Consider the following 21,840-nt stretch of genomic DNA (forward strand, 5'->3'; position numbering starts at 1 on the left):
GCCGGAAGGCGGTGAAGGCGGCTGATACCACCGCCTTCACGAAGAGCCTGTCACTCCCGTCCGATGTTGTCGCAGACGCGCACCTTCAGCACGGACGGACGGTCACGGTCGAGGAAGACGGTGTTGGTCGCAATCCGCCTGCGTCGGCTGGTACCCTCCGGCTCGCCCGTGTTCGGGTTCACATCATACTTCGGGAAGTTGGATGACGAGATGTCGAGCCGGATGCGATGGCCCTTCTTGAACAGGTTGGCGGTAGCAAACGGAACGATGGTAATCTTGAACACTTCGCCCGGCTGCACCGGCTCCGGCCGGTCAAAGCCGTTGCGATAGCGCACGCGGAAGATGCCGTCCGTAATGTTGAGCGCATAGCCGCGCGGGTAGTCCTCCGACGGCGGATAGACGTCCACCAGCTTGGCGGTGAAATCGGTGTCCGGCGCATCGGTGGTCACCCACAGCTCAACCTCGACCGGGCCGATGATCGCCACGTCTTCTGCAAGCGGCTCGGTCTCGAAGCTCAGCACATCGTGGCGGGCGGTCAGCGGCAGGCCGGGGCGTTTGCAGCCGAAGAACTCCTCCGATTCCACCTGGTCGAAACCACCGCCGGTGAAGATCGGCTCGCCTGACGTGAGCGACCCGCCGATGGTCGGCACCGGATCAGCCGGGTCGAAGTTGTAGCTGATGGAAGCGTTCGGGGCCTCCGGCGCACTGGCGCTGAGCGCCATGTCGGCGTGGAGATAAAGGTTCTGCTCGCGCGAATCCGGCAGCGGCCAGTCGGTGCTCTCAATCCAGCGGCCGCCATGGTCCAGATGACCTTCCTCGGTCCTGCGGCCGCTTCCGGTACCCATCAGGAACACATGGACGCGCCCGGCAAGCTCCTTGTCTGTCTCGCCCTTGAGGTAGCGGGCGAACCATTTCTCGCGGAAGGAAAGCCAGTCCTCGTCGATCTGCCCGTCGAAGTAGGCGGCGGGGCCGAAATCCACGTCACCGAAAACGCGCTGCGATCGGTTGCCGTGGGTCCATGGTCCCATGATCAGCGTCAGCGGGCGCTCGGGATCGCCCTTGAGGCCGACATAGTTTTCCAGTGTCGAGCTGACGTAGGCGTCGAACCAGCTCGACATGAAGATGGTCGGGACCTTGGGGAAGGTCTCATAGTAGCCGGCAGCGTAGATGCCGACCTTCTTCCAGAAGTCGCCGAATGTGCCCTGCTGCCATTGCTCGAGCAGGTAGTCTTCGTATTCAGGGTTCCAGCGGATCGGCGAGCGGCCCTTGGTCCAGGGCATCCGGGTGAACCAGTCGTTCAGGTTTTCGGCTGCGACTGCCCGGGCTGTGACTTCGTCCGTGCCTTCCTGTGCCCGGTGATAGGCCCAGGTGGCCTGCTTCAGTTCAAAAGCGCCGCCCTGGCGGATGCCGCAGGTATAGGCGTTCGCGAAACCACCGGAATCGACAATCATGGCGGCGAGACCGGGAGCGTTGAGGCACGCCAGCGCCATCTGTGTGTGGGCGTTGTAGGAAAGCCCCTGGGTGCCGATCCGACCATTGTTCCATGGCTGGTGCGCCAGCCATTCCATCGTATCATACCCGTCTTCACCCTCGGACAGATATTTTACGAAATGCCCTTCGCTGTCATAGCGACCGCGGCAATCCTGCCAGACCGAAATATAGCCTAGGCGGACGAGATGGATCGCCAGCTCCTCGCGAGACTTGGGCTTGGGGTTGTTGATCGACCATTCGGTGCGGGACGTTCCGCGCTTGTTGTAAGGTGTGCGCTCCAGAATGACCGGTAGCGCTGCCTCCACCGGACGTCCGTCTACCGCTGGGCGGTAGACGTCGGTCGCAAGGTGAACTCCGTCACGCATCGCAACCATCACGTTGCGATGCACGAGCACGCCTTCTGCCACGGGGACAGGAGGCGTCAGTTCATTTGGCACGAAACTCATTTCGCAATCCGCACGTCACTGGCTACGGTGCGTTCCGAAAGGTTCGGCGTGAAGTCGATGCCCTCGCGTGCAGCCCAGTAGATCTTCTGGAAGTAGAGCGGCACGATTGCCTGGTCTTCCATGGCGATGCGGGTTGCAGCCTGTAGCTTCTCCATGCGCTTTTCCTGGTCGAACTCTTCGATCGCTTCGTTCAGCGCGGCGTCGAAATCCGCGTTGGAATAGCGCATGCGGTTGAACCCGCCAGTGCCCGCTTCCTTGCTGTAGGTCTGCAGCAGCGAGCGCAGGTTTGCCTCCGCGTTTGGCGTCGAGGAGCCGAGCGAGAAGATGTAGGCGCCGTACTCGCCCTTGGTCGCGGCAGCGGAGTAGACATTGTAGGGCTGCGTCTGCACGCCGTTGACCTTCAGGCCGCCGCGGGCGAGCAACTGGCCGAGCGCCTGGGCGATGTCGCCGTCGCCGGGGAAGCGGTCGTTGGACGAATAGATCGTGATGCCGAAGCCTTCCGGGAAGCCGGCCTCAGCCAGCAGCGCCTTGGCTTCTGCCGGGTTGGCCGGCTCAGGCTGCAGGTCTTCCACATAGCCGCCAAGCACCGAGGGGACGATCTGCGCGGAAGGTACACCCGCGCCGTTCAGTACGCGATCAACCAGAAGCTGACGGTCGATCATCTTGGAGATGGCCTTGCGCACTTTTGCATCACGGAACGGGTTTGGCTCGATCAGCTTGCCGGAAGCGTCGACCACGCCCGGAGCGGTATCGTCACGCATATTGAGCGCGAGATAGACGAGGCGGCCGGACTCGACCGGGAAGACCTTGAGATTGCCCGAGCTTTCCAGACGTGGGACGTCCGACGGCGAAACGGAATCGATGATGTCGACCGAGCCTGAGAGTAGAGCTGCCGTGCGCGCCGCGTCATTGGCGATGAAGCGGAACTCGACGTTCTCGAAGTCGGGCTTCTTGCCCCAATAATTGTCATAGGCGGTCAGCTTCAGCGATTCAGCTGGACGCCACTCCACGAACTTGTAGGGACCTGTGCCGATCGCGGCCTTGCCGGAGTTGAAGTCTTCAAGCGTTGCGTTCTCGGTCGCCTTCTTGGAGACCATGAAGACGCGACCTATCTGCTCCATCAGGGCAGGGTTGGGTGCCTTGGTGATCAGGCGAAACTTGTGATCGTCGATCTTTTCCAGCTTGTCGACGGAGCTCACCATGTCGGTGAACGGAGCCGGGCTGTTCGGCACCTCGTCCGTGCGCTCCAACGAGTAGATCACGTCATCGACGGTGAACGGCGAACCATCGTGGAAGGTTACATCCTTGCGGATCGAGATTTCCCATGTGAGCGGATCGAGGTTCTGCCATTCCGTCGCAAGATGCGGATGCATCTGCAGGTTCTCGTCGGTGCGCAGCAGCGTCTCGAACATGTTGTCGGCAGTCATCTGGTTGTTGCCGGTGCGCGAGAACTGCGGGTCGATGGCCGAAGGCTCGTTGGCGCGGCCGATGACCACGTCGGCCGCCATGGCCGTGAAGGCGGTGGATGACAGCAGTGCGGCCGCTATCGCGGCAGTTCCCCATTTTTTCATGATTGTCATAGCGAGTTCTCCCTTGCTTGCTCTGTGACGCTGAAATTCGGTCTCTGATCGAGATCGTTGAGATGGCAGGCGCTCCGTCGGCCGTCCGCGAGCGTGCGCAGCGCCGGCCGCTCTGCACGGCAGCGGTCGAAGGCAAACGGACAGCGCGGATGGAAATGGCAGCCGGGCGGCGGGTTCATGGGCGAGGGGATCTCGCCCTTAATCGTCTGGAAAGTCCGGTGCCTGCGGTCGATGCGCGGCACTTCCGAAAGAAGCGCCGCCGTGTAGGGATGATTGGGCCCGTCGAAGATCTGATCTGCGGAGCCTTCTTCCACGATGCGACCGAGGTACATGATCACCACGCGGTCTGCGATGTGGTTCACGACGGAAAGATCGTGGCTGATGAAGAGGTATGTGAGGTCGAGCTGCCGGCGCAGGTCCATGAACAGGTTGATCACCTGCGCCTGGATGGAGATGTCGAGGGCGGCAATGCTCTCGTCGCAGATCAGGAACTCAGGCTTCACCGCAAGCGCGCGGGCAATGCCGATGCGCTGGCGCTGGCCGCCCGAGAATTGGTGCGGATAGCGGTCTGCCATGGATGGGTCGAGCCCCACCGTCTGCAGCAGGTTTTCGACATAGGCCTGCTTCTCGCCCCGCCGGATCAGGCCATGAGCAACCGGAGCTTCTCCCACGATGTCGACCACGCGCTTGCGCGGGTTGAGCGACGACATCGGGTCCTGGAAGATGATCTGGGTGTTGAGCCGTGCATGTCTTGCAGCCTGCCCCCTGAGTTGGCTGCGCTCTGCACCCTCCACATAGACCTCACCTTCAGTCGGCGGCAGCATGCCTGCGATGATGCGGCCGAGCGTGGACTTGCCGCAGCCGGATTCGCCCACAAGACCCACCACTTCGCCGCGCCGCACCTGCAGGTCGACGCCGTCGAGCGCATGCACAACAGGCGGGGTGGACGCCGCGCCGAGCTTGATGGCGAGCTTTTCCGCGAAATCCGGCTTTGCGCTGAAGCGCTTGGAGACGTTCCTCACCTCGGTGAAAATATCCGTCATGGCAGCGTCTCCAGGTTTGACGTGGCAAGCGGGTGGAAGCAGCGCCAGCTCTGCGTGTTGCTGCCTCTGGTCTCCGGCGGCTCCTGTCGGCAGATATCCGTCGCGTAGTCGCAGCGGGTGCGGAAGGCACAACCCTCCGGACGGTTAAGCGGATGCGGTGCGGCACCGCGGATCTGAGTGAGACGGGAACCACGGCTGTTGGCCGCAGGTGCCGAGCCGATCAAGCCGGCCGTATAGGGATGGCGTGGCGTGTCGAGTACTTCATCGACCGTGCCCTGTTCCACGATCCGTCCCGCGTACATGACCGCGATGCGGTCGGCGAGGCCGGCAACGACGCCGAGATCGTGGCTGATCCAGATGAGACCCAGGCCGAGCTCCCGACAGAGCTTCTGCATTTCCGACAGGATCTGGCTCTGGATCGTGACGTCGAGTGCAGTCGTCGGCTCGTCCGCAATGATCAGGTCGGGCTTGTGCAGGAGCGCGATGGCGATGGCGACGCGCTGGCGCATGCCGCCGGAGAACTCGTGCGGATAGCTCTCGATGCGCTTTTCCGGCTGCGAAATGCCGACCATGCGCAGCGCATCTATGGAGCGGGCTAACGCCTCGCTGCGGCTTACGCTTTCGTGCGCGAGCACCGTCTCGATCATGTGCGTCTTGATCGACAGCACCGGATTGAGCGTCATCATCGGATCCTGGAAGATCATGGCGATGCGGTTGCCGCGCAGGCTGCGCAGCCGCTCCTCGCTTGCCCCCAGCAGCTCCTCGCCTCTGAAGAGGATGGAGCCGCCAACATTTCGGCCGGGCGGGTCGACCAGACCGAGAATGGAGAAGCCAGTGATGGATTTGCCAGAGCCGGACTCGCCCACCAGGCCGAGGATTTCGCCGCGCTTCAGGGTCAGGCTGACGCCATCGACGGATTTCACCACCCCCGCCGGGGTGAAAAAGTGGGTCTGCAGGTCGCTGACTTCGAGGATCGTTTCGGTGCTGTTGGTCGCGTCCATCGTCATGCCGCCAGCCTCGGGTTGAACACTTCTCGCAGGCGGTCGCCGACGATGTTGATGACGAAGACCAGCGTCAGCAGCAGGAGGCCGGGATAGACGCTGATCCAGTAGAGCCCTGCGAGCAGAACCTGATAGCCATTGGAGATCAGCAGCCCGAGCGACGGCTCGGTGATAGGCAGGCCGATACCGAGGAAGCTGAGCGTAGCCTCCGTCGCGATGGCGCTCGCGATCTGGATGGTGCCGATCACCATCAGCGGCGGCAGACAGTTCGGCAACAGGTGCGAGAACAGGATGCGTCCCCGCCCGAGGCCAAGGCAGCGGGCGGCTTCCACGTAATCCTTGTTGACCTCGACCAGTGCCGCGCCACGGGCAGCACGGGCGAAATAGGCCCACTGCACCAGCACCAGCGCCATGATCACCTTCCAGGTGCCCTGGCCAAGCACGGCGAGGATCAGGAGCGCGATCAGGATGGTCGGAAAGCCGAGCATCAGGTCCACCACGCGCATGATCAGCGCGTCGATCCGGCCACCGGCGTAAGCCGCCAGCAGGCCAAGCGCGGAGCCCACGACAAGCGCCAGCAGGCCGGCGGTGAGACCAACGCCAAGGCTGGTGCGCAGGCCGTAAAGCATGGCGGAAAGCATGTCGCGCCCCTGCGTGTCGGTGCCCAGCAGATAGACCATGCCGTTCATGCTTTCCGACATCGGCGGCAGCTTCGCGTCGAAGAAATCGATCTGCATCAGATCGTAGGGGTTCTGTGGCGCGAGCCACGGGGCGAAGACTGCGGCGAGGATCAGCACGATGCAGATGAAGAAGGCGATGGTTGCCTTGAGGCTGCCGAAGATGCCGTTTAGCGCGGTCGCAAGGATGCCGTTCCCGAACAGGCGAAGGGTGAGGGCGCTCATGGAGCCTTGCTCCGGATGCGCGGGTCGAGAATGGAATAGAGTATGTCGACGATGAGATTGATCGTGATGAACATGGTCACGACCACGAGGATGTAGGCGACCACGACAGGACGATCGAGAACCTTGATGCTGTCGATGATGAGCTTGCCGACGCCGGGCCAGGAGAAGATCGTTTCCGTGACCACCGCAAAGGCGATGAGTGAGCCGAACTCGACGCCTATTACGGTGATGATCGGGATCAGAATGTTCTTCAGGACATGCACGGTAACAATGCGGCGGGAAGAGAGCCCGCGCGCGCGGGCGAACTTGATGAAATCAAGCGGCATGGTTTCCTGCACCCCCGTTCGCGTCAGCCGGATCACCAGCGAAATCTTGGCAAGCGACAGGTTGATGGCGGGCAGGATCAGGTGCCGAATGCCGTCCCAGGTAGCGAAGCTCGTCTCGATGCCCAGGATCGTGCCGGTCTGGCCGCGACCGGTCGAGGGGAGCCAGCCGAGATAGACCGAGAAGATCATGATCAGCATCATCCCCTGCCAGAAGTTGGGCAGGCTGAAGCCAAGGATCGAGCCCGTCATGATGGTCTCGTCCACTGCACTACCGCGCCGTAGACCCGACCAGAGCCCGAGCGGAATGCCGATGATGATGGCGAGCACGAGCGCGCTGAACGCGAGTTCAAGCGTGGCGGGAAGGCGGTCAAGAATGATGCTGATGGAAGGACGGTTGTAGACGAAGGAGGTGCCGAGGTTGCCGCTCAGCGCATTCATCAGGAAGCGGCCGTATTGTACGATGAGTGGCTGGTCGAGGCCGAGAGAACGAGCCACCTGGGCACGTTCCGCCATGGTCGCGTCGGCTGGCAGCAGGATCTCCAGCGGGTCGCCGATAGCGTAGACGCCGGTGAACACGATCACCGATGTTACGAACAGCACCACCATCGCCTGTAACAGACGCCGGATTACAAATGCGGTCAAAGGTCCTCCTCCTCGACAAGCGTCGCTTCTGCGCTCTTGAACGGAGCAAATCACGCGGGCGCGATGCTTGCAATATTATGAGATTAGTGGGATTTTCTATGCGTTTTTTGCATAAAAGATTGGGGGAGGCTGATGAAGCTCAAGAACCTGGAGGCCTACCGCGCCGTGATGAGCACTGGCTCGACGCAGGCCGCGGCCGCCCTTCTTGGGATCTCGCAATCGGCGATCAGCCGTCGCATCGATCAGCTTGAGGAAGACCTGGGGCTCGAGCTCTTCTATCGCGACGGCGTGCGCCTTGTGCCTTCGCGCGCCAACAAGCTTGCTGAGCCCCATGTCGCCGATGTCATGGAGCGCCTTCATGCGCTGCGCGACGCGGCCGAGAACATCCGTTCTGGCCAGCATGCCAACGCCATGCTGCGGATCGCCGTCCCGCCCAGCATTTCACGCCGCATCATGCCGAAGATCATCGCCGCTTTCCTCAAGGAGCATCCGGAGGTCCGGCTGGAAGTGCTGCACGGCACCTATGACGTGATCCAGCGCATGCTGGAGGAAAAGCAGGCGGACCTCGCCTTTCTGCGGCTACCCTATGCGTCGAACATCATCACGCGATCCGACCTGATCGAGGCGAGCTCCGTCTGCGTCATGCAGCGCGGGCACCGGCTGTCCGGCCTGAAGGTCATCCGCCCGTCCAATCTGCGTGGCGAGCCGCTGGTGCTTCTCGGCTGGCGCCGCGCGCCACGTCACGACCTCGATCTCGTCTTCTCGGCCCATGGCGTGGCGCCCTCGATCCGCATCGAGGCGCATTCGGTAGCCTCGGCCTGCGGCTTCGCGGAACAGGGGATAGGCATTGCCGTCGTCAATGCGCTGCTGGTGCAGGACTGCCTTGATCTCGACATCGACATCCGCCCGTTCGAACCCGCCGCACCGCACCAGTTCGCCTTCGTCTATTCGGACCAGCCCCGCCTGTCGCCCATCGGCCAGAAATTCATGCAGGAAGCGACCGCCGAACTGCAGGCGCTGGCGAAGACCCCGCTGGGTGAGGGGAGCGGATAGGGACCCGCTCCGAGCAAGGTCAGTCCCAGCTCAGCGCCCCGCCGCTCTGGTATTCGATCACGCGCGTCTCAAAGAAGTTCTTCTCCTTCTTGAGATCCATAGCCTCCGACATCCATGGGAACGGGTTTTCCGTCTCGGCGAAGACGGCTCTCAGGCCCAGCTGCGAGCAGCGCCGGTTGGCGATGAAGTGCATGTATTGCTCGCAAAGGTCCGCGTTGAGCCCGAGGAAGCCGCGCGGCATCGTATCCCGTCCGTAGGCAGCTTCCAGTTCCGCTGCCTCTGCGATCATCCCGCGCACCTCCTCCTGAAACGCCTGCGTCCAGAGGTGCGGGTTCTCGACCCTGATCTGGTTGATCACGTCGATTCCGAAGTTCAGGTGGATCGATTCATCGCGCAGGATGTATTGGTACTGCTCGGCGATGCCCACCATCTTGTTGCGCCGTCCAAGCGACAGGATCTGCGCGAAACCCGTGTAGAACCACATGCCCTCGAAGATCACATAGAAGGCGACGAGGTCGCGCAGGAAATCCTGATCGGACTCCGTCGTGCCGGTTCGGAAATCCGGATCGTCCAGGTTCTTCGTGTGCCTGAGCGCCCAGGCCGCCTTGTCGGTGATCGACGGCACTTCGCGGTACATGTTGAAGAGCTCGCCCTCGTCGAGCCCAAGGCTTTCGACGATATACTGGAAAGTGTGGGTATGGATCGCCTCCTCGAAGGCCTGGCGCAGCAGATACTGGCGGCACTCAGGGTTGGTGAGGTGGCGATAGATGGCGAGCACGATGTTGTTTGCGACCAGGCTTTCCGACGCTGCGAAGAAGCCGAGGTTGCGCTTGATCATGCGCCGCTCGTCTTCCGTTAGCCCGTCGCGCGACTTCCAGAGCGCGATGTCTGCCTGCATGGAGACTTCCGTGGGCATCCAGTGGTTGTTGCAGGCGGCGAGATACTTCTCCCAGGCCCAGCGGTATTTGAGCGGCAGGAGCTGGTTGACGTCGGCGCGGGCGTTGATCATCCGCTTGTCGCTTACGCTCACGCGGGCTGCCCCGCGTTCAATCTCACCGAGGCCGGTGGCATCGGCGACAGGATGATCGCCAACTCGGATTTCATTCTTCGTTTCGGACCAGTCGAGCATGTCTTCTTCTCCTTGTTCTCTGCTCACTGGCAGGCTTCGCATTCGGGATCGTCGATGGCGCAGGCCTTGCCCCACGCGGCTGCCGTCACCGCGTTGAGCTTGCCGTCCGTGCCCTTGAGGGTAGATTTCTCCACATGGGTGGCCGAGCTCGAGCGCAGGTAGTAGGTGGTCTTCAAACCCTTGCGCCAGGCGAGGCGGTAGAGTTCATCGAGCTTCCGCCCGCTCGGATTGGCCATGTAGAGGTTGAGTGACTGCGCCTGATCGATCCACTTCTGACGCCGTGAGGCAGCCTCGATCAGCCAGGAAGCATCGATCTCGAAGGCGGTGGCATAGAGGATCTTGAGGTCGTCCGGGATGCGGTCGATCTGGCCGACCGATCCGTCGAAATATTTCAGGTCAGACACCATTACCTCATCCCAGAGGCCGCGCGCCTTCAGGTCGTGCACAAGCTGAGCGTTCACCACGGTGAAGTCGCCGGACATGTTGGATTTGACGAAGAGGTTCTGGTAGGCGGGCTCGATCGATTGTGACACGCCGCAGATGTTGGAGATCGTCGCCGTTGGCGCGATCGCCATCGTGTTGGAATTGCGCATGCCGACGGTCTTCACCCGCTCGCGCAGGCTCTCCCAGTCGAGCGTCGAGGTTTCGTCCATATCGACGCCCGGACGGGCTTCCTTGAGCAGCCGGATCGAGTCGATCGGCAGAATGCCCTTCGACCAGAGCGAGCCTTCGAAGCTCGAATAGCGCCCGCGCTCGGCGGCCAGATCAACCGAAGCCGAGATCGCGTGGTAGCTGATCGCTTCCATGGAGCGATCCGCAAGTTCCACCGCTTCCGGCGAGGAATAGGCGATCCGCAGCTTCTGCAGCGCGTCCTGAAAACCCATCAGGCCGAGGCCGACCGGACGGTGGCGGAGGTTCGACGCACGCGCTTCCGGGATCGTGTAGAAGTTGATGTCGATCACATTGTCCAGCATGCGCATGGCTGTCTTCACCGTGCGCGCCAGATGCTCCATGTCGAGACCGTCGCCGCTGATGTGGTTGACGAGGTTGATGGATCCGAGATTGCAGACGGCAACCTCGTCCTTCGATGTATTGAGCGTGATCTCGGTACAGAGGTTGGACGAGTGCACCACGCCCACATGCTGCTGCGGCGAGCGGATGTTACAGGGGTCCTTGAAGGTCACCCACGGATGCCCGGTCTCGAACAGCATGGTGAGCATCCTGCGCCAGAGATCGACAGCGCGTAGCTTACGGAAGACCTTCATTTCGCCGCGCGCAGCCTTCGCCTCATAGGCTTCGTAGGCTGCGCGGAAGGCGGGACCGTAGAGGTCGTGCAGGTCCGGCGTCTCGTCAGGCGAAAACAGCGTCCATTCTCCATCCGCCTCGACCCGTTCCATGAACAGGTCCGGCACCCAGTTGGCGGTGTTCATGTCATGGGTGCGGCGGCGGTCGTCGCCCGTGTTCTTGCGCAGGTCGAGGAATTCCTCGATGTCGACGTGCCATGTTTCGAGATAGGCGCAGACCGCACCCTTCCGCTTGCCGCCCTGATTGACGGCGATGGCCGTGTCGTTTGCGACTTTGAGGAACGGCACCACGCCCTGACTCTCGCCATTGGTGCCCTTGATGTGGGCGCCGAGACCGCGGACCTGCGTCCAGTCATTGCCGATGCCGCCCGAATATTTGGCGAGCAACGCATTGTCCTTGACGCCCTTGAATATAGCGTCGAGGTCATCGCCGATCGTCGTCAGGAAGCAGGACGAAAGCTGTGGCCGCGTGGTGCCGGAGTTGAAGAGCGTCGGCGTCGATGCCATGAAGTCGAAGGACGACAGCAGATCGTAGAACTCGATGGCGCGCGCCTCGCGATCTACCTCGCGGACGGCGAGCCCCATGGCGACGCGCATGAAAAAGGCCTGCGGCAGCTCGAAACGCTTGCCCTGCCGGTGCAGGAAATAACGGTCATAGAGCGTCTGGAGGCCCAAATACTGGAAGTTCAGGTCGCGCTCGGGCTTCAGGGCGGCGGCGATGCGCTTGAGATCGAAGCGCGAGAGCTCCGGATCGATAAGACCCGCCTCGACACCCGTGCGGATGAATTCCGGAAAGTAGCTTGCGTAGCGCGTTGTCATTTCGGCTTGCGTCGCCTGTTCGGCGCGGTCGGAAACCAGCGTCAGCGCTTCGCGGCGCAGCCGGTCCATGAGCAGGCGGGCGGCAACGTAAGCGTAATTCGGCTCCTGTTCGATCAGGGTTCGTGCTGCCATGATGGGCGCGAGCGACAGCTCGTCCTGCGTGATGCCGTCGTAGAGATTGCGCCGGGTCTCAGTCAGGATCGGAGCGGCTGAAACCGCATCGAGGCCTTCGCAGGCTTCCTCGATGATTGCGGCAAGTCGCGTCTCATCCAGCAGGCGGCGTGAACCGTCTTCGGCTGTCATGTTGATCGCCGGTGTCGCTAGGCTCTCGACCGCCTTCTCCTGCGCACGTTCACGGGCACGCTCCTCGCGATAGAGCACGTAGGCGCGGGCGATCTTGTGGTGTTCGCCGCGCATCAGCGCGAGCTCAACCTGATCCTGCACATCCTCGATGTGGAAGAGACGGCCTTCGCCGGAACGCCTCATGAGCGCGGAAACCACCTGTTCGGTCAGCTCCTCAACTGCCTCGTGGACCCGGCGGGAGCCTGCGGCTGCCGACCCTTCCACGGCCAGAAAGGCCTTCGTCAGCGCTACGCTGATCTTGCGTGCATCGAAGGGCGTGATGGCTCCATTGCGCCGGATGATGTGATAGCCAGGCTCGTGAAAAATGATTTCGTCCGGCTTTGCGGACAGAGGAACGAAGCTCGTTTCCTCATGCTGAAGTATGGACGTCGCCGACATGATATCCCCGTGTCGTTGACGGACGGGGAGGGCGGACGCAGTCGAGCCAGCGGAGGCCGGAGCAATGCGCACCACCGGGACACCCCGCCCGAGGTTCGAAACAATGCGTCACGGCAGGTCTCCTGGCTCACAGGTCAACGCTTCTGTCAGCCTTCCCAGCGCCTTGGCGCCAGTGGCAGGATCGACAGAAACTCACTGCTTACAGTTGCGGGGGCAGCGCCGGAATCCCATAGGTCACCGGCTTCCCTCTTAGCTTCCGAACCGGGTGGCACGGAAGACCGTAACAACAATATATTGATGTCATCGGTGCAAGGTTGTCAATTTGTTGGGCCAGTTATCCCGCGGTATGTTGCGGACATCACCCGAACGCAACCGCGTAGACGAAGCGGAGGCAGACGGCGAGGAGGAATAGGCCGAAGAGCACTTCCAGCTTCCGCTTTTCCAGCCTGTGCGCGATGCGGACGCCAAGACGCGTCGTCAGAATCGACGTTGGCAACAGGAGTATCAGGCCAAGCAGCGAGACATAGCCGAGCGCGTCGAAGGGCAGCGCCGGCTTTCCCCAGCCTGCGAGGATGTAGCCGATGGTGCCCGGAACGGCGATCAGCACGCCTACGCCTGAGGACGTTGCAACCGCCCGGTGGATGGGCGTGCTGTAGAGCGAAAGCACAAGGTTCGAGAGAGCCCCGCCGCCAATGCCCATGAGGGAGGAGAGGAGGCCGATCACGAGGCCGTAGACGCTCATGACGGGCTTGCCCGGAATCTCTTCGGAGACGCGCCAGCCTGCGCCCCGCAACATTCTGACCGATACAAGGCCGGCAACGCCGATAAAGACCACCTTGAAGATCCAGGGATCGGCGTAGCGGGCAATGAACGATCCGATGACGACGCCGGCGAGGATGGGCACCGCCCATGTCCGCAGGACGGAGAGGTCGACGGCCCCATGCTTGAAATGGCCACGGACCGAGCGGATCGAGGTCGGGATGATCAGCGCGAGCGACGTGCCAACGGCAAGCGGCATTCGCACTTCGTCGGCAAGCTGCATGAACGAGAAGGTTTCGAAGAGCACGGGCACCGAAACCGCCCCACCGCCAACGCCGAACAGGCCCGCCAGGAACCCGGTTGCAGCACCGGCGATCAGCAGGAGAACGGCGATGATGAACAGGGTCTGCAGGTCGACAGACCCCATCATGACATGATCTCTTCGTAAATCTTCAGCGTCAGCCGGTATTGGCTTTGGAGGGCTTCCACGGCTTGCCCCACGTTCCCGGCGAGTGCGGCATCGGTGATCGCCTGGTGCTCGTCCACGCTGTTGCGGCGCGGATAGCTGTTTGCCATGGAAATGAAGCGGTAGCGCTCGGCAAGCAGCATCAGTTCGTCGGCAAAATGCAGCAGATGCTTCGATCCGCAATTGGCGATCAACGCGCGGTGGTATATGCGGTGGCGCTCTTCCCACAGGCTGTTGTCAGGCTGAGGATCGTCAGCATTGCTGCCGTCGTAGAAGTGGATCGGCGTATTCTTCAGCTTGTGGGTGGCGAGAATGATCGCGTCTTCCCAAGCCTCCGTGCGGTTCTTGATGGACTCTTCCAGCGCCTTGCCCTCCACCCAGCAGCGGGTGTTCACGATGTCGCGAAAGTCTTCAAGCGAGATCGGCGGCACCGAGAAACCTCGCTGGTCCACCCGCTCCACCAGCCGCTCCGATGACAGGCGGTTCAGCGCTTCCCGAACCGGGTTCGTGCCGATGCCGTAACGTTCGCTGATCTGATCGATCAGGAGCTTGTGGCCGGGCGGCAGGACACCCTGCACGATGTCCTGTTTCAGCGCGTTGTAGACGATCGTCGCGGTGGTCTCGCGTTCGTTTCGTTTCACTTGCGCGGCTTTCGTTGAGCTAGCCACCGACACGCATGTTCCCGCCCTTACCCCTGCTCATCAATGCCGCGTCTCGATACCAGCAACCGTCGATCGGTGCCAGAAGACGATTCTTCGCTCCGCGAAAACCACCAGCCAGAACAGGAGATAGCCGAGCGCGCTCAGGTAAAGGATCAGCGAGAAGACGCGCGGCGTCTGCAGCTGGCTTGCGGCCACACGGATGAGCTCTCCCAACCCCTTGCCGCCGCCAAGAAATTCGGCGGTGATCGCGCCCGCCATCACGCCTACCGCGCCGATCTTGAGGCCGGTGAAGATGTGGGGCAGGCCGGTCGGGATCTTCATCTGGAAGAGCGTTTGCCAGCGGGTGGCGCCAAGGCTCTTGAACATCATTCGGGCATTCTCGTCGGAGGCATGGAGGCCTGCAGCCGTCCCCACCACTATGGGAAAGGTGGCGATGAAGGCGGCAAGCGCCACCTTGGAGCCGATGCCGAAACCGAGCCACGCGAGGAAGAGCGGTGCGAAGGCCACCTTCGGCATGGTGTCGATCGCTACGAGATAGGGCAGCAGCGCCCGCTCGCCGAAGGACGTTTCGCCGACGATGACGCCGAGCGTGAAGCCGATCGCGATGGCGATCGCAAAGCCGAACAGGATCTCCTTGGTGGTAATCCAGAGAGCCGCCAGCATATAGCCGCCCGAAAGCAGGTTCTTGCCGACGAAGATGATGTCGGCGGCCACCTCCTGCGGAGACGGAAGGATGATGCGTGAGACGATCTGGAAGTGGTGCACCGACCACCAGAGCGTGAGCACGATCACGAGCAGGCCGATCATCGCGACGCTGCGCGGGATCAGATCGATTATGGTGACCTTCTCGGTCCAGACCGTTTCGGGAAACGAGGCGGGCTCGACGGTGACGGGCCGCCCCAGGTCGCGTTCCGTTGCCATGGTCATGCTGAAGCAGCCTCCAGATCCAGACGGTTGCGGATGTGGCGGACGTATTCGCCGAATTCCGGCGAGGTCATCATGTCGAGCGTGCGCGGCCGCGGCAGGTCGATGTCGACTGCCTCGACGAAATGGCCGGGTCGGGGCGACATGACGTAGACGGTATCGGAAAGCAGCACCGCCTCCGGAATGGAATGGGTAATGAGCAGCGCGGTGGCATTGCGCGACATGCAGATGCGCTGGAGCTCTATGTTCATGAAGTCGCGGACGAGTTCGTCAAGCGCCGAGAACGGTTCGTCGAGCAGAAGCACCTGCGGCTCGGTGATCAGCATCCGGCAGATGGAAGTGCGCTGCGCCATGCCGCCGGAGAGCTGCTTGGGATAGACATTCTCGAAGCCGGTGAGGCCGACAAGGTCGAGCAGCGCCTGCGCCTGCTCGCGTTTCGCTGTGGCGGCCGCCGCTCCCTCGCGGATCTTGATCGGCAGCAGGACGTTCTCGATGGTCGTGAGCCACGGGAACAGGGTGGCCTGCTGGTACATCATGCCGATTTCAGTGCGGGGACCGACCACGGGCGAGCCGTAGAGCATGACGCTGCCGGTGGTAGGCGGGGTGACCCCCGCCATGATTTTCAGAAGGGTGGACTTGCCGCAGCCCGATGGACCGATGACGGCCGAGAACGATCCCTCCCGCAGATCAAGGTCAACCGGATCGAGCGCCTTGATCCTTCCGGCCGCAAAGGAGCGGGTGACGTTCCTGAGCTGATAGACGGGTGGCCCCAGGCGTTCTGCCGACGCCTGGATGGCCGTTTGGACTGCCTGGGTCATTCTCAATCGGCGTTCCAGGCTTCCACAAACTCGTTTGTGTAGGCTTCTTCGAGATTGTCGAACGGCTTTTCGAGGTCGCCGCTGGCAACGAGGCTCTCCTGCCACTTCTGCCAGGCTTCCGGCGGCTGGTAGCCGAGCGGGTCGCTCTTCTTGACCGGCTGTGAACGGTCCTGCACCACCGTCAGCAGATTTTCGGCAAAGGCCGGATCCTCGCTCTCCTGCGGGTTTGAAGCTGCCACGTGCTTGAGCACCGTCTCGCGATTGGCCGGATCCAGCCCGAATCTGGTGGCTTTCACCAGAGCGCGGCCGAACTTGGTGATCGTCTCCTTGTTGTCGTCCAGGAATGCGCGGGTGACCGCATAGCCATTCCCGAAATACTCAAGGTAAGGCTCCGGCGTGATCTCGCGCAGCGGAATGCCGCGAGCGGAAATGATGGCCGCATCCGACACGGCTGCCGAATAGGCGCCGACTTCCTTGTTCACGAAGGCTGCAACCGCGGTTCCGCCATCGCCGATGGCCAGGAACTCATAATCCTCGCCTTCCTTGAGGTTGTTGTCGGTCAGAATGCTGCGGGCAAAGCCCACTTCCGCACCATCCGCCGTGCCGACGCCGATCGTCACGCCCTTGAGATCAGCGGGGGTCTTCACCGGCGATTCATCCGGTACGACGAGGCCAAAGACGGATTTCGCGAAGTGATTGTAGATGAAGACCACGTCCTCGCCGCGGGCGCGGGCGTTCAGCAGCGGCGCGGGTCCGGGCTGGCCGATATGGGCCTGGCCGGATGCCAGTAGCTGCAGCACCGACGCCGAGCCATTGACGATCTCGACGTTGATCTTGAGGCCTTCCTCCTCGAAATAGCCTTCGCCGATGGCGACGTGCAGCGGATAGTTGTTGATCGCGGATGGGTTGGGGAAAACCACCGTGAGTTCCGATGTTTCCGCCCATGCACCCGACGCGGCTGTGACTGCCAACGCCAGGCCAATGCCGATGCGTTTGAAAGCGTTCATTCTCTCCTCCCGAATGAAATTATCGCTGATCTTTTCTCGGCTGTGTGACTGGTTCCTCCTCCAGTACAAGTAGAGCTTCTGGAATACATGACGGAGTGTCAAGGATAAAATAATGTATGATCTCGGTTGATCTGAAAATCATACATGCTAGCCTTCGCGCACGCGCTGGGTCCCGGACATGCCGTTCGTGATGCCATGCGTCACGTGGAGGAGATCTATCGATGAGTGACTACGTTATCGATCCGCCCAAGCAGGCGACCATTCCTGTCGCCGGATCGGGCAAGCTGTTTCCCGTTCGCAGAGTTTATTGCATTGGCCGGAACTATGTGGCGCACGTGGAGGAGATGGGCGGCAGCGCCGATCGTGACCCGCCGCTGTTCTTCGGCAAGCCGGCGGACTCCGTCGTGCTCGATGGGGCGACAATTCCCTATCCTTTGCAAACCTCGAACTACCACCATGAGGTCGAGCTTGTGCTGGCGATAGGCAAGGGCGGACGCAACATTTCGCCGGAAGCGGCCGAAGACCACATCTGGGGCTACGCAGTCGGTCTCGACATGACCCGCCGCGACATCCAGGGCAACGGCAAGCCGTGGGAGATCGCGAAGGGGTTTGACAATTCCTTTCCCGTGGGCGCGATCACGCCGGTCACGGAAACCGGCAAGCTCAACACGGGCAAGATCAAGCTGACCGTCAACGGCGAGACGCGGCAGGAGTCAGACATCTCGCTGCTGATCTGGAAGATCCCGGAGATCATTTCGCGGCTATCGGAGTTCTTCGAGCTGGCGCCGGGCGATGTCATCTTGACCGGTACGCCAAGTGGCGTGGGTCCGGTGGTGCCGGGTGACGAGCTGGTCGCAACCTTCGACGGGCTTTCCTCGCTTACGGTGTCGATCGGCGAACCGCTCAGCTGATCGCATCAGTAACGATCGCGCTGCGAGCTGATTGCGACTGTCGTCGCCGTCAGCTCGTGCCTTTCTCTGTCGCGCAACAGCGTCCCGGCGCGGGAGCAAACATTTCCCTTGTGCATGACACGCGCGAGCGGGTACTCCCCACACGCAATTTGATGCGAAGGACCTACGCACCCGCATGACCGAGACACTCGTCGCAATCCTTGTCGCGATCTATTTCCTGCCGCCTGCTTCAGGCATCGAGACAGCAGCGATAGAAACCGCGTCTCTGGGTGTCTATTCAGCTGCCGAGTGCAGGAAACAGGCTGAAATCCGCGCAGCTGGAGACTCGCACCAGCCAACCTACAAGGGCCAGAACGTTCTGCGCGTTCGCTACAAATGCGTGCTGGTTGGCGAGCAGGAGCAGGATCAGCTAAATGGCTTGCTGAAGAATTAAGCCGGCATGCGGGGCACGCTGGCAAGCAGCTTGCGCGTGTAGGGATGCTGCGGGTTGGCGAGGATGTCGGCCGTGCGACCAGCCTCCACGATCCGGCCCTTTTCCAGAATGATGATCTCTTCGCAGAGTGCGGCGACGACGCCGAGATCGTGCGAGACGAGCAGGATGGTGATCGCCTGCGACAGCTCCTTCAGCAATTCTACAATGCGAATACGGGTGGAGAGGTCGAGCGCGCTTACCGCTTCGTCGGCCAGCACCAGCTGGGGCCGCGCGACGATGGCACGCGCAAGTGCGATGCGCTGGCGCTGGCCACCGGAGAACTCGTGCGGATAGCGTGAGATGGCGTCGGCCGGCAGGCCCACGTCGGCAAGCGCCTGCACGATTGCCGCGTGGTGGTCGCCTGAAATCTTCAGCGCGCGTAAGGGCTCTGCAATGATTGCTTCGACTGTCTGGCGCGGGTCAAGCGAGGAATAGGGATCCTGGAACACAGCCTGCACCGAACGGCGGTAGCGGCGCATGAACTCGCGGTCCCGCAAGTTCAGCGTCTCGCCCTGGAAGCGGATAGCGCCGCTGGCTGGACGCTCAAGGCCGAGCAGCAGCTTCAGGATGGTGGATTTGCCTGAGCCGGACTCACCCACGAGCCCAAGATTTATGCCCTTCTTCACGGTGAAGGAAACGTCGTGCAGCACGGGCTTGCGGCCATAGCTGAAGGCTATCGCTTCGACGGAGATCAACGTCATTGCACGGGCTCTCCCAGCGCACGGTCGAAAGCCGCCGCGGCATTGACCAGCATTTTCGTGTACTCATGTTGCGGCGAGCCGAATACGGTTCGGACAGGACCCTGTTCAACGATCTCGCCGCGTCGCAGCACGGTTACTTCCTCAACCACCTTGGCCACCACCGGCAGGTCGTGGCTGATGAAGAGGAGCGCCATGCCTTCCTCGCGCACGAGGGTTGAGAGAAGCTCAAGGATCTCCGCCTGCGTGGTCACGTCGAGCGCCGTCGTGGGTTCGTCGGCGATCAGCAATTTCGGGCGGCAGGCGAGCGCCATGGCGATCGCCACGCGCTGGCGCTGGCCGCCGGAAATCTGGAACGGGTATGAGTTCATGATCCGGTCGATGTCGGGCAGGGCGACGCGTTCAAGATAATGGCGCACCTCGGCGACAATTTCGGAGCGTTTGGCGGACTTGCCTTCGCGGCGGCGACGTCGGGCAATGGGTTCGGCCACCTGGCGACCGATCTTCATGAGCGGGTCGAGCGCGGTCAGCGGCTCCTGAAACACGAAGGCGGCGGCACTGCCGCGCAACGGGCGAAGTGTCTCCTCCGGTGCTCCCACGACCTCAACGCCGTCAAGGAGGATCGAACCTTTTGCTTCCAGTCCCTGGGGCAGCAGGCCAACGGCGGCGAAAGCCGTCAACGACTTGCCGGAACCGGATTCGCCGATCAGCCCGACGCGTGCGCCGGGTTCGATGGTGAGTGACATGTCTTTTACCAGCGCCTGTCCCCCCGCGCGGATGGTAAGCTTGTCGATCTTGAGCAGGCTCATCGGCGGCCCCTCCGGGTCGGATCGCCAATGTCGCGCAGACCGTCAGCCAGCAGGTTCATGCCGATGACGAGCGAGACCAGCGCAAGGCCGGGAGCGACGGCTCCGAAGGGTGCGGTGTAGACCGTGCCCTGCGCCTCCTGCAGGAGCCTTCCCCAGGAAGAATTGGGCGGCGGTGCGCCGAGGCCGAGATAGGAGAGGGAGGCTTCCGCGATGATCGCGATGCCGAATTGCAGTGCGAAGTTTACTGACAAGGTCGGCCAGATATTGGGCAGCACATGGCGGAAGACGATGCTGGCCCAGGACGAGCCCGCCGTCCTCGCGGCGGTGATGTAGTCCATCGCCAGCACGCGCTTGGCCAGGATGCGGGTCAGCCGCGCGACAATGGCCGAGATGGCAATGCCCAGCGCCAGGATTGCCGAGAAGAGGCTGGCACTGTCCGTCGCCGCCACTACGAGCATGGCAAGCAGAAGCGTTGGGAAGGCGATCAGGATATCGAAGGTCGCTGCCAGTGCGTCATCAAGTGTCCGCGTCGCGAAGGCGGCGAGCACACCGAGCGTTACACCGATCAGCGAGGCGATGGCGACTGCACCAGCTCCCACGAAGAGGGCGATGCGCGATCCGATCATGATCTGGGTGAAGAGGTCGCGGCCGAGCCGGTCTGTTCCCGCCCAGTGCGCCAAGGACGGCGCTTCCAGCCGTCCGCCCGTCATGGCCGTCGGCTCGTAAGGCGTCCATATGAGGGTGAGAATGGCCGCGAAAACATGCAGGCCCACCAGCACCAGCCCCACGCTCAGCGTCAGCGAGCGGGATGTGCGGCGTGCGGGTGGCGTGGTTTCGAGAACATCGGTCATGGCTGGCTCCCCGAGCGTTCCCGCAGGCGCGGATCGATGAACCGCTGGGCGAGATCGGCCAGGAAGCCGATCAGCAGAACCAGCAGTGTGGAGATGAAAAGCACGCCCTGAATGTTGGGATAGTCGCGCTGCTCGATGGCGAGCAGCAGCATGGAGCCGAGGCCTGGCAGCGTGAAGACGCGTTCCACGACAACTGCGCCGAGCAGTGTGGTGGCGAGCTCAATCCCTAGGATCGACACGACCGGAACCGCGCCATTGCGGATGCCATGACGCACCAGCGCCTCGCCGAAGCCCGAGCCCATGGCGCGCGCCGTGCGCAGATAGTCGCTGCCCAGAACGTCCTGCGTGGCCGAGCGAACATAGCGCAACAGCGAGGCGGACATCACGATGGCGATGGTGATGATCGGCAGGAACAACGTTCTGAGCGCTTCAAGCGGTGCGTTCCATCCCTGCGGCGGGAAACCGCCGGAAGGGAAGAGCCGCAGGTTCACCGCAAAGACGGTAACCAGAAGAATTCCGACCCAGAACACGGGGATGGCGATGCCCAGCTGTGAGACCACGGAGATTGCCGCGCCATACCAGCGGTCCGCCTTGACGGCGGCGATGATGCCGAGCGGAACGGCAACCACGATCGCCAGCAGGAAGGAGAGTAGCGTCAGCGGCACCGTGACGGCGAGCCGCGCCATGATCTCGTCCAGCACCGACGTACGGCTTACGAAGGACGTGCCGAGATCAAACTGCGCAAGGCTGGTGATGAACTGCAGGAACTGCTGGGGCAGCGGCAGGTCGGAACCCACCTGCCGCCGGGCTGCCGCGATCTGCGCCTCATCGGCTCCAACCGAGAGCAGGGCATTCGCCGGGTCTCCGGGAAGGAGCCGCAGAAGCACGAAGAGGACGACGCAGGCAACCAGCAGCGAAAAAACAAGGATGGCAAGCCGCCGAAGAATGTAAGCGAGTATAACTCCCTCCCTCCGCGGCTCGCCTTG

The 21,840-nt window shown here is 62.3% G+C and carries 20 protein-coding genes and 1 riboswitch; of the genes, 3 read left to right on the top strand and 17 right to left on the bottom strand.

Annotation, left to right across the window (positions count from 1 at the left end):
- Positions 1-50 precede the first annotated feature (50 nt).
- From IEX27_RS17300 to IEX27_RS17325, 6 genes are read right to left on the bottom strand one after another with little or no spacing between them, the layout of a single operon-like run.
- Positions 51-1,937 (bottom strand): CocE/NonD family hydrolase, encoded by a 1,887-nt coding sequence (locus IEX27_RS17300; protein ID WP_244630425.1) that lies wholly within the window; start codon positions 1,935-1,937, stop codon positions 51-53.
- Positions 1,934-3,517 carry an ABC transporter substrate-binding protein gene (locus IEX27_RS17305; RefSeq protein ID WP_244630426.1) on the bottom strand — a complete coding sequence of 528 codons (1,584 nt, stop codon included), beginning with the start codon at positions 3,515-3,517 and terminating at the stop codon, positions 1,934-1,936. Before IEX27_RS17305 ends, IEX27_RS17300 begins: the two co-directional genes overlap by 4 nt.
- The gene (locus IEX27_RS17310) at positions 3,514-4,560 is read right to left on the bottom strand and encodes an ABC transporter ATP-binding protein (protein ID WP_188722343.1); all 1,047 of its coding nucleotides are present in this window, start codon (positions 4,558-4,560) and stop codon (positions 3,514-3,516) included. The genes IEX27_RS17305 and IEX27_RS17310 overlap by 4 nt, the downstream gene beginning before the upstream one ends.
- Positions 4,557-5,561 (bottom strand): ABC transporter ATP-binding protein, encoded by a 1,005-nt coding sequence (locus IEX27_RS17315; protein WP_188722426.1) that lies wholly within the window; start codon positions 5,559-5,561, stop codon positions 4,557-4,559. Before IEX27_RS17315 ends, IEX27_RS17310 begins: the two co-directional genes overlap by 4 nt.
- A 2-nt stretch (positions 5,562-5,563) precedes the next feature.
- Entirely contained in the window at positions 5,564-6,463 is a 900-nt protein-coding gene (locus tag IEX27_RS17320) for an ABC transporter permease (RefSeq protein WP_188722344.1), read from the bottom strand.
- Complete coding sequence (locus tag IEX27_RS17325) at positions 6,460-7,431, bottom strand: ABC transporter permease (RefSeq protein WP_188722345.1); 972 nt, start codon at positions 7,429-7,431, stop codon at positions 6,460-6,462. Before IEX27_RS17325 ends, IEX27_RS17320 begins: the two co-directional genes overlap by 4 nt.
- A 132-nt stretch (positions 7,432-7,563) precedes the next feature.
- Here IEX27_RS17325 and IEX27_RS17330 point away from each other — a divergent pair, with 132 nt between their 5' ends.
- The gene (locus IEX27_RS17330) at positions 7,564-8,484 is read left to right on the top strand and encodes a LysR substrate-binding domain-containing protein (RefSeq protein ID WP_188722346.1); all 921 of its coding nucleotides are present in this window, start codon (positions 7,564-7,566) and stop codon (positions 8,482-8,484) included.
- A gap of 19 nt (positions 8,485-8,503) precedes the next feature.
- On the opposite strand, the gene IEX27_RS17335 is transcribed toward IEX27_RS17330, so the two are convergent.
- The 7 genes from IEX27_RS17335 to IEX27_RS17365 all read right to left on the bottom strand — a co-directional run bounded on the left by IEX27_RS17335 (position 8,504) and on the right by IEX27_RS17365 (position 17,113).
- A complete protein-coding gene (locus tag IEX27_RS17335; protein ID WP_188722347.1) occupies positions 8,504-9,613 on the bottom strand; it encodes a ribonucleotide-diphosphate reductase subunit beta in 1,110 nt (369 codons plus the stop codon).
- Positions 9,614-9,636: 23 nt separating this feature from the next.
- Positions 9,637-12,477 (bottom strand): ribonucleoside-diphosphate reductase subunit alpha, encoded by a 2,841-nt coding sequence (locus IEX27_RS17340; protein WP_188722348.1) that lies wholly within the window; start codon positions 12,475-12,477, stop codon positions 9,637-9,639.
- Positions 12,478-12,572: 95 nt separating this feature from the next.
- Positions 12,573-12,775, bottom strand: a riboswitch (cobalamin riboswitch).
- A 60-nt stretch (positions 12,776-12,835) separates the two neighbouring features.
- Entirely contained in the window at positions 12,836-13,666 is an 831-nt protein-coding gene (locus IEX27_RS17345; protein WP_188722349.1) for a sulfite exporter TauE/SafE family protein, read from the bottom strand.
- A complete protein-coding gene (locus IEX27_RS17350; protein WP_188722350.1) occupies positions 13,663-14,343 on the bottom strand; it encodes a GntR family transcriptional regulator in 681 nt (226 codons plus the stop codon). The genes IEX27_RS17345 and IEX27_RS17350 overlap by 4 nt, the downstream gene beginning before the upstream one ends.
- Before the next feature lie 60 nt (positions 14,344-14,403).
- On the bottom strand, positions 14,404-15,291 hold the full coding sequence (locus IEX27_RS17355) for an ABC transporter permease (protein ID WP_244630428.1): 888 nt from the start codon (positions 15,289-15,291) through the stop codon (positions 14,404-14,406).
- Positions 15,288-16,106 carry an ABC transporter ATP-binding protein gene (locus IEX27_RS17360; RefSeq protein WP_188722351.1) on the bottom strand — a complete coding sequence of 273 codons (819 nt, stop codon included), beginning with the start codon at positions 16,104-16,106 and terminating at the stop codon, positions 15,288-15,290. Before IEX27_RS17360 ends, IEX27_RS17355 begins: the two co-directional genes overlap by 4 nt.
- A 2-nt stretch (positions 16,107-16,108) precedes the next feature.
- Positions 16,109-17,113, bottom strand: coding sequence for an ABC transporter substrate-binding protein (locus IEX27_RS17365; protein WP_188722352.1), 1,005 nt, complete (start codon positions 17,111-17,113; stop codon positions 16,109-16,111).
- 221 nt (positions 17,114-17,334) lie between these two features.
- Between IEX27_RS17365 and IEX27_RS17370 the strand changes: the two genes are divergently transcribed.
- Both IEX27_RS17370 and IEX27_RS17375 read left to right on the top strand, forming a co-directional pair.
- Complete coding sequence (locus IEX27_RS17370; RefSeq protein ID WP_188722353.1) at positions 17,335-18,024, top strand: fumarylacetoacetate hydrolase family protein; 690 nt, start codon at positions 17,335-17,337, stop codon at positions 18,022-18,024.
- A gap of 175 nt (positions 18,025-18,199) precedes the next feature.
- Complete coding sequence (locus IEX27_RS17375) at positions 18,200-18,457, top strand: hypothetical protein (RefSeq protein WP_188722354.1); 258 nt, start codon at positions 18,200-18,202, stop codon at positions 18,455-18,457.
- On the opposite strand, the gene IEX27_RS17380 is transcribed toward IEX27_RS17375, so the two are convergent.
- The 4 genes from IEX27_RS17380 to IEX27_RS17395 are packed head-to-tail and all read right to left on the bottom strand — an operon-like array spanning position 18,454 to position 21,801.
- Positions 18,454-19,197, bottom strand: coding sequence for an ABC transporter ATP-binding protein (locus tag IEX27_RS17380; RefSeq protein ID WP_188722355.1), 744 nt, complete (start codon positions 19,195-19,197; stop codon positions 18,454-18,456). The two genes, IEX27_RS17375 and IEX27_RS17380, sit on opposite strands and share 4 nt — an antisense overlap.
- Positions 19,194-20,003, bottom strand: a complete 810-nt coding sequence (locus IEX27_RS17385; RefSeq protein ID WP_188722356.1) for an ATP-binding cassette domain-containing protein — start codon at positions 20,001-20,003, stop codon at positions 19,194-19,196. The genes IEX27_RS17380 and IEX27_RS17385 overlap by 4 nt, the downstream gene beginning before the upstream one ends.
- Positions 20,000-20,854 (bottom strand): ABC transporter permease, encoded by an 855-nt coding sequence (locus IEX27_RS17390; RefSeq protein ID WP_188722357.1) that lies wholly within the window; start codon positions 20,852-20,854, stop codon positions 20,000-20,002. Before IEX27_RS17390 ends, IEX27_RS17385 begins: the two co-directional genes overlap by 4 nt.
- Positions 20,851-21,801: an ABC transporter permease gene (locus IEX27_RS17395; RefSeq protein WP_244630434.1), complete on the bottom strand. Its 951-nt coding sequence runs from the start codon at positions 21,799-21,801 to the stop codon at positions 20,851-20,853. The genes IEX27_RS17390 and IEX27_RS17395 overlap by 4 nt, the downstream gene beginning before the upstream one ends.
- Positions 21,802-21,840: the final 39 nt, after the last annotated feature.

Source organism: Nitratireductor aestuarii (assembly GCF_014641695.1).
GTDB classification, from domain to species: domain Bacteria; phylum Pseudomonadota; class Alphaproteobacteria; order Rhizobiales; family Rhizobiaceae; genus Chelativorans; species Chelativorans aestuarii.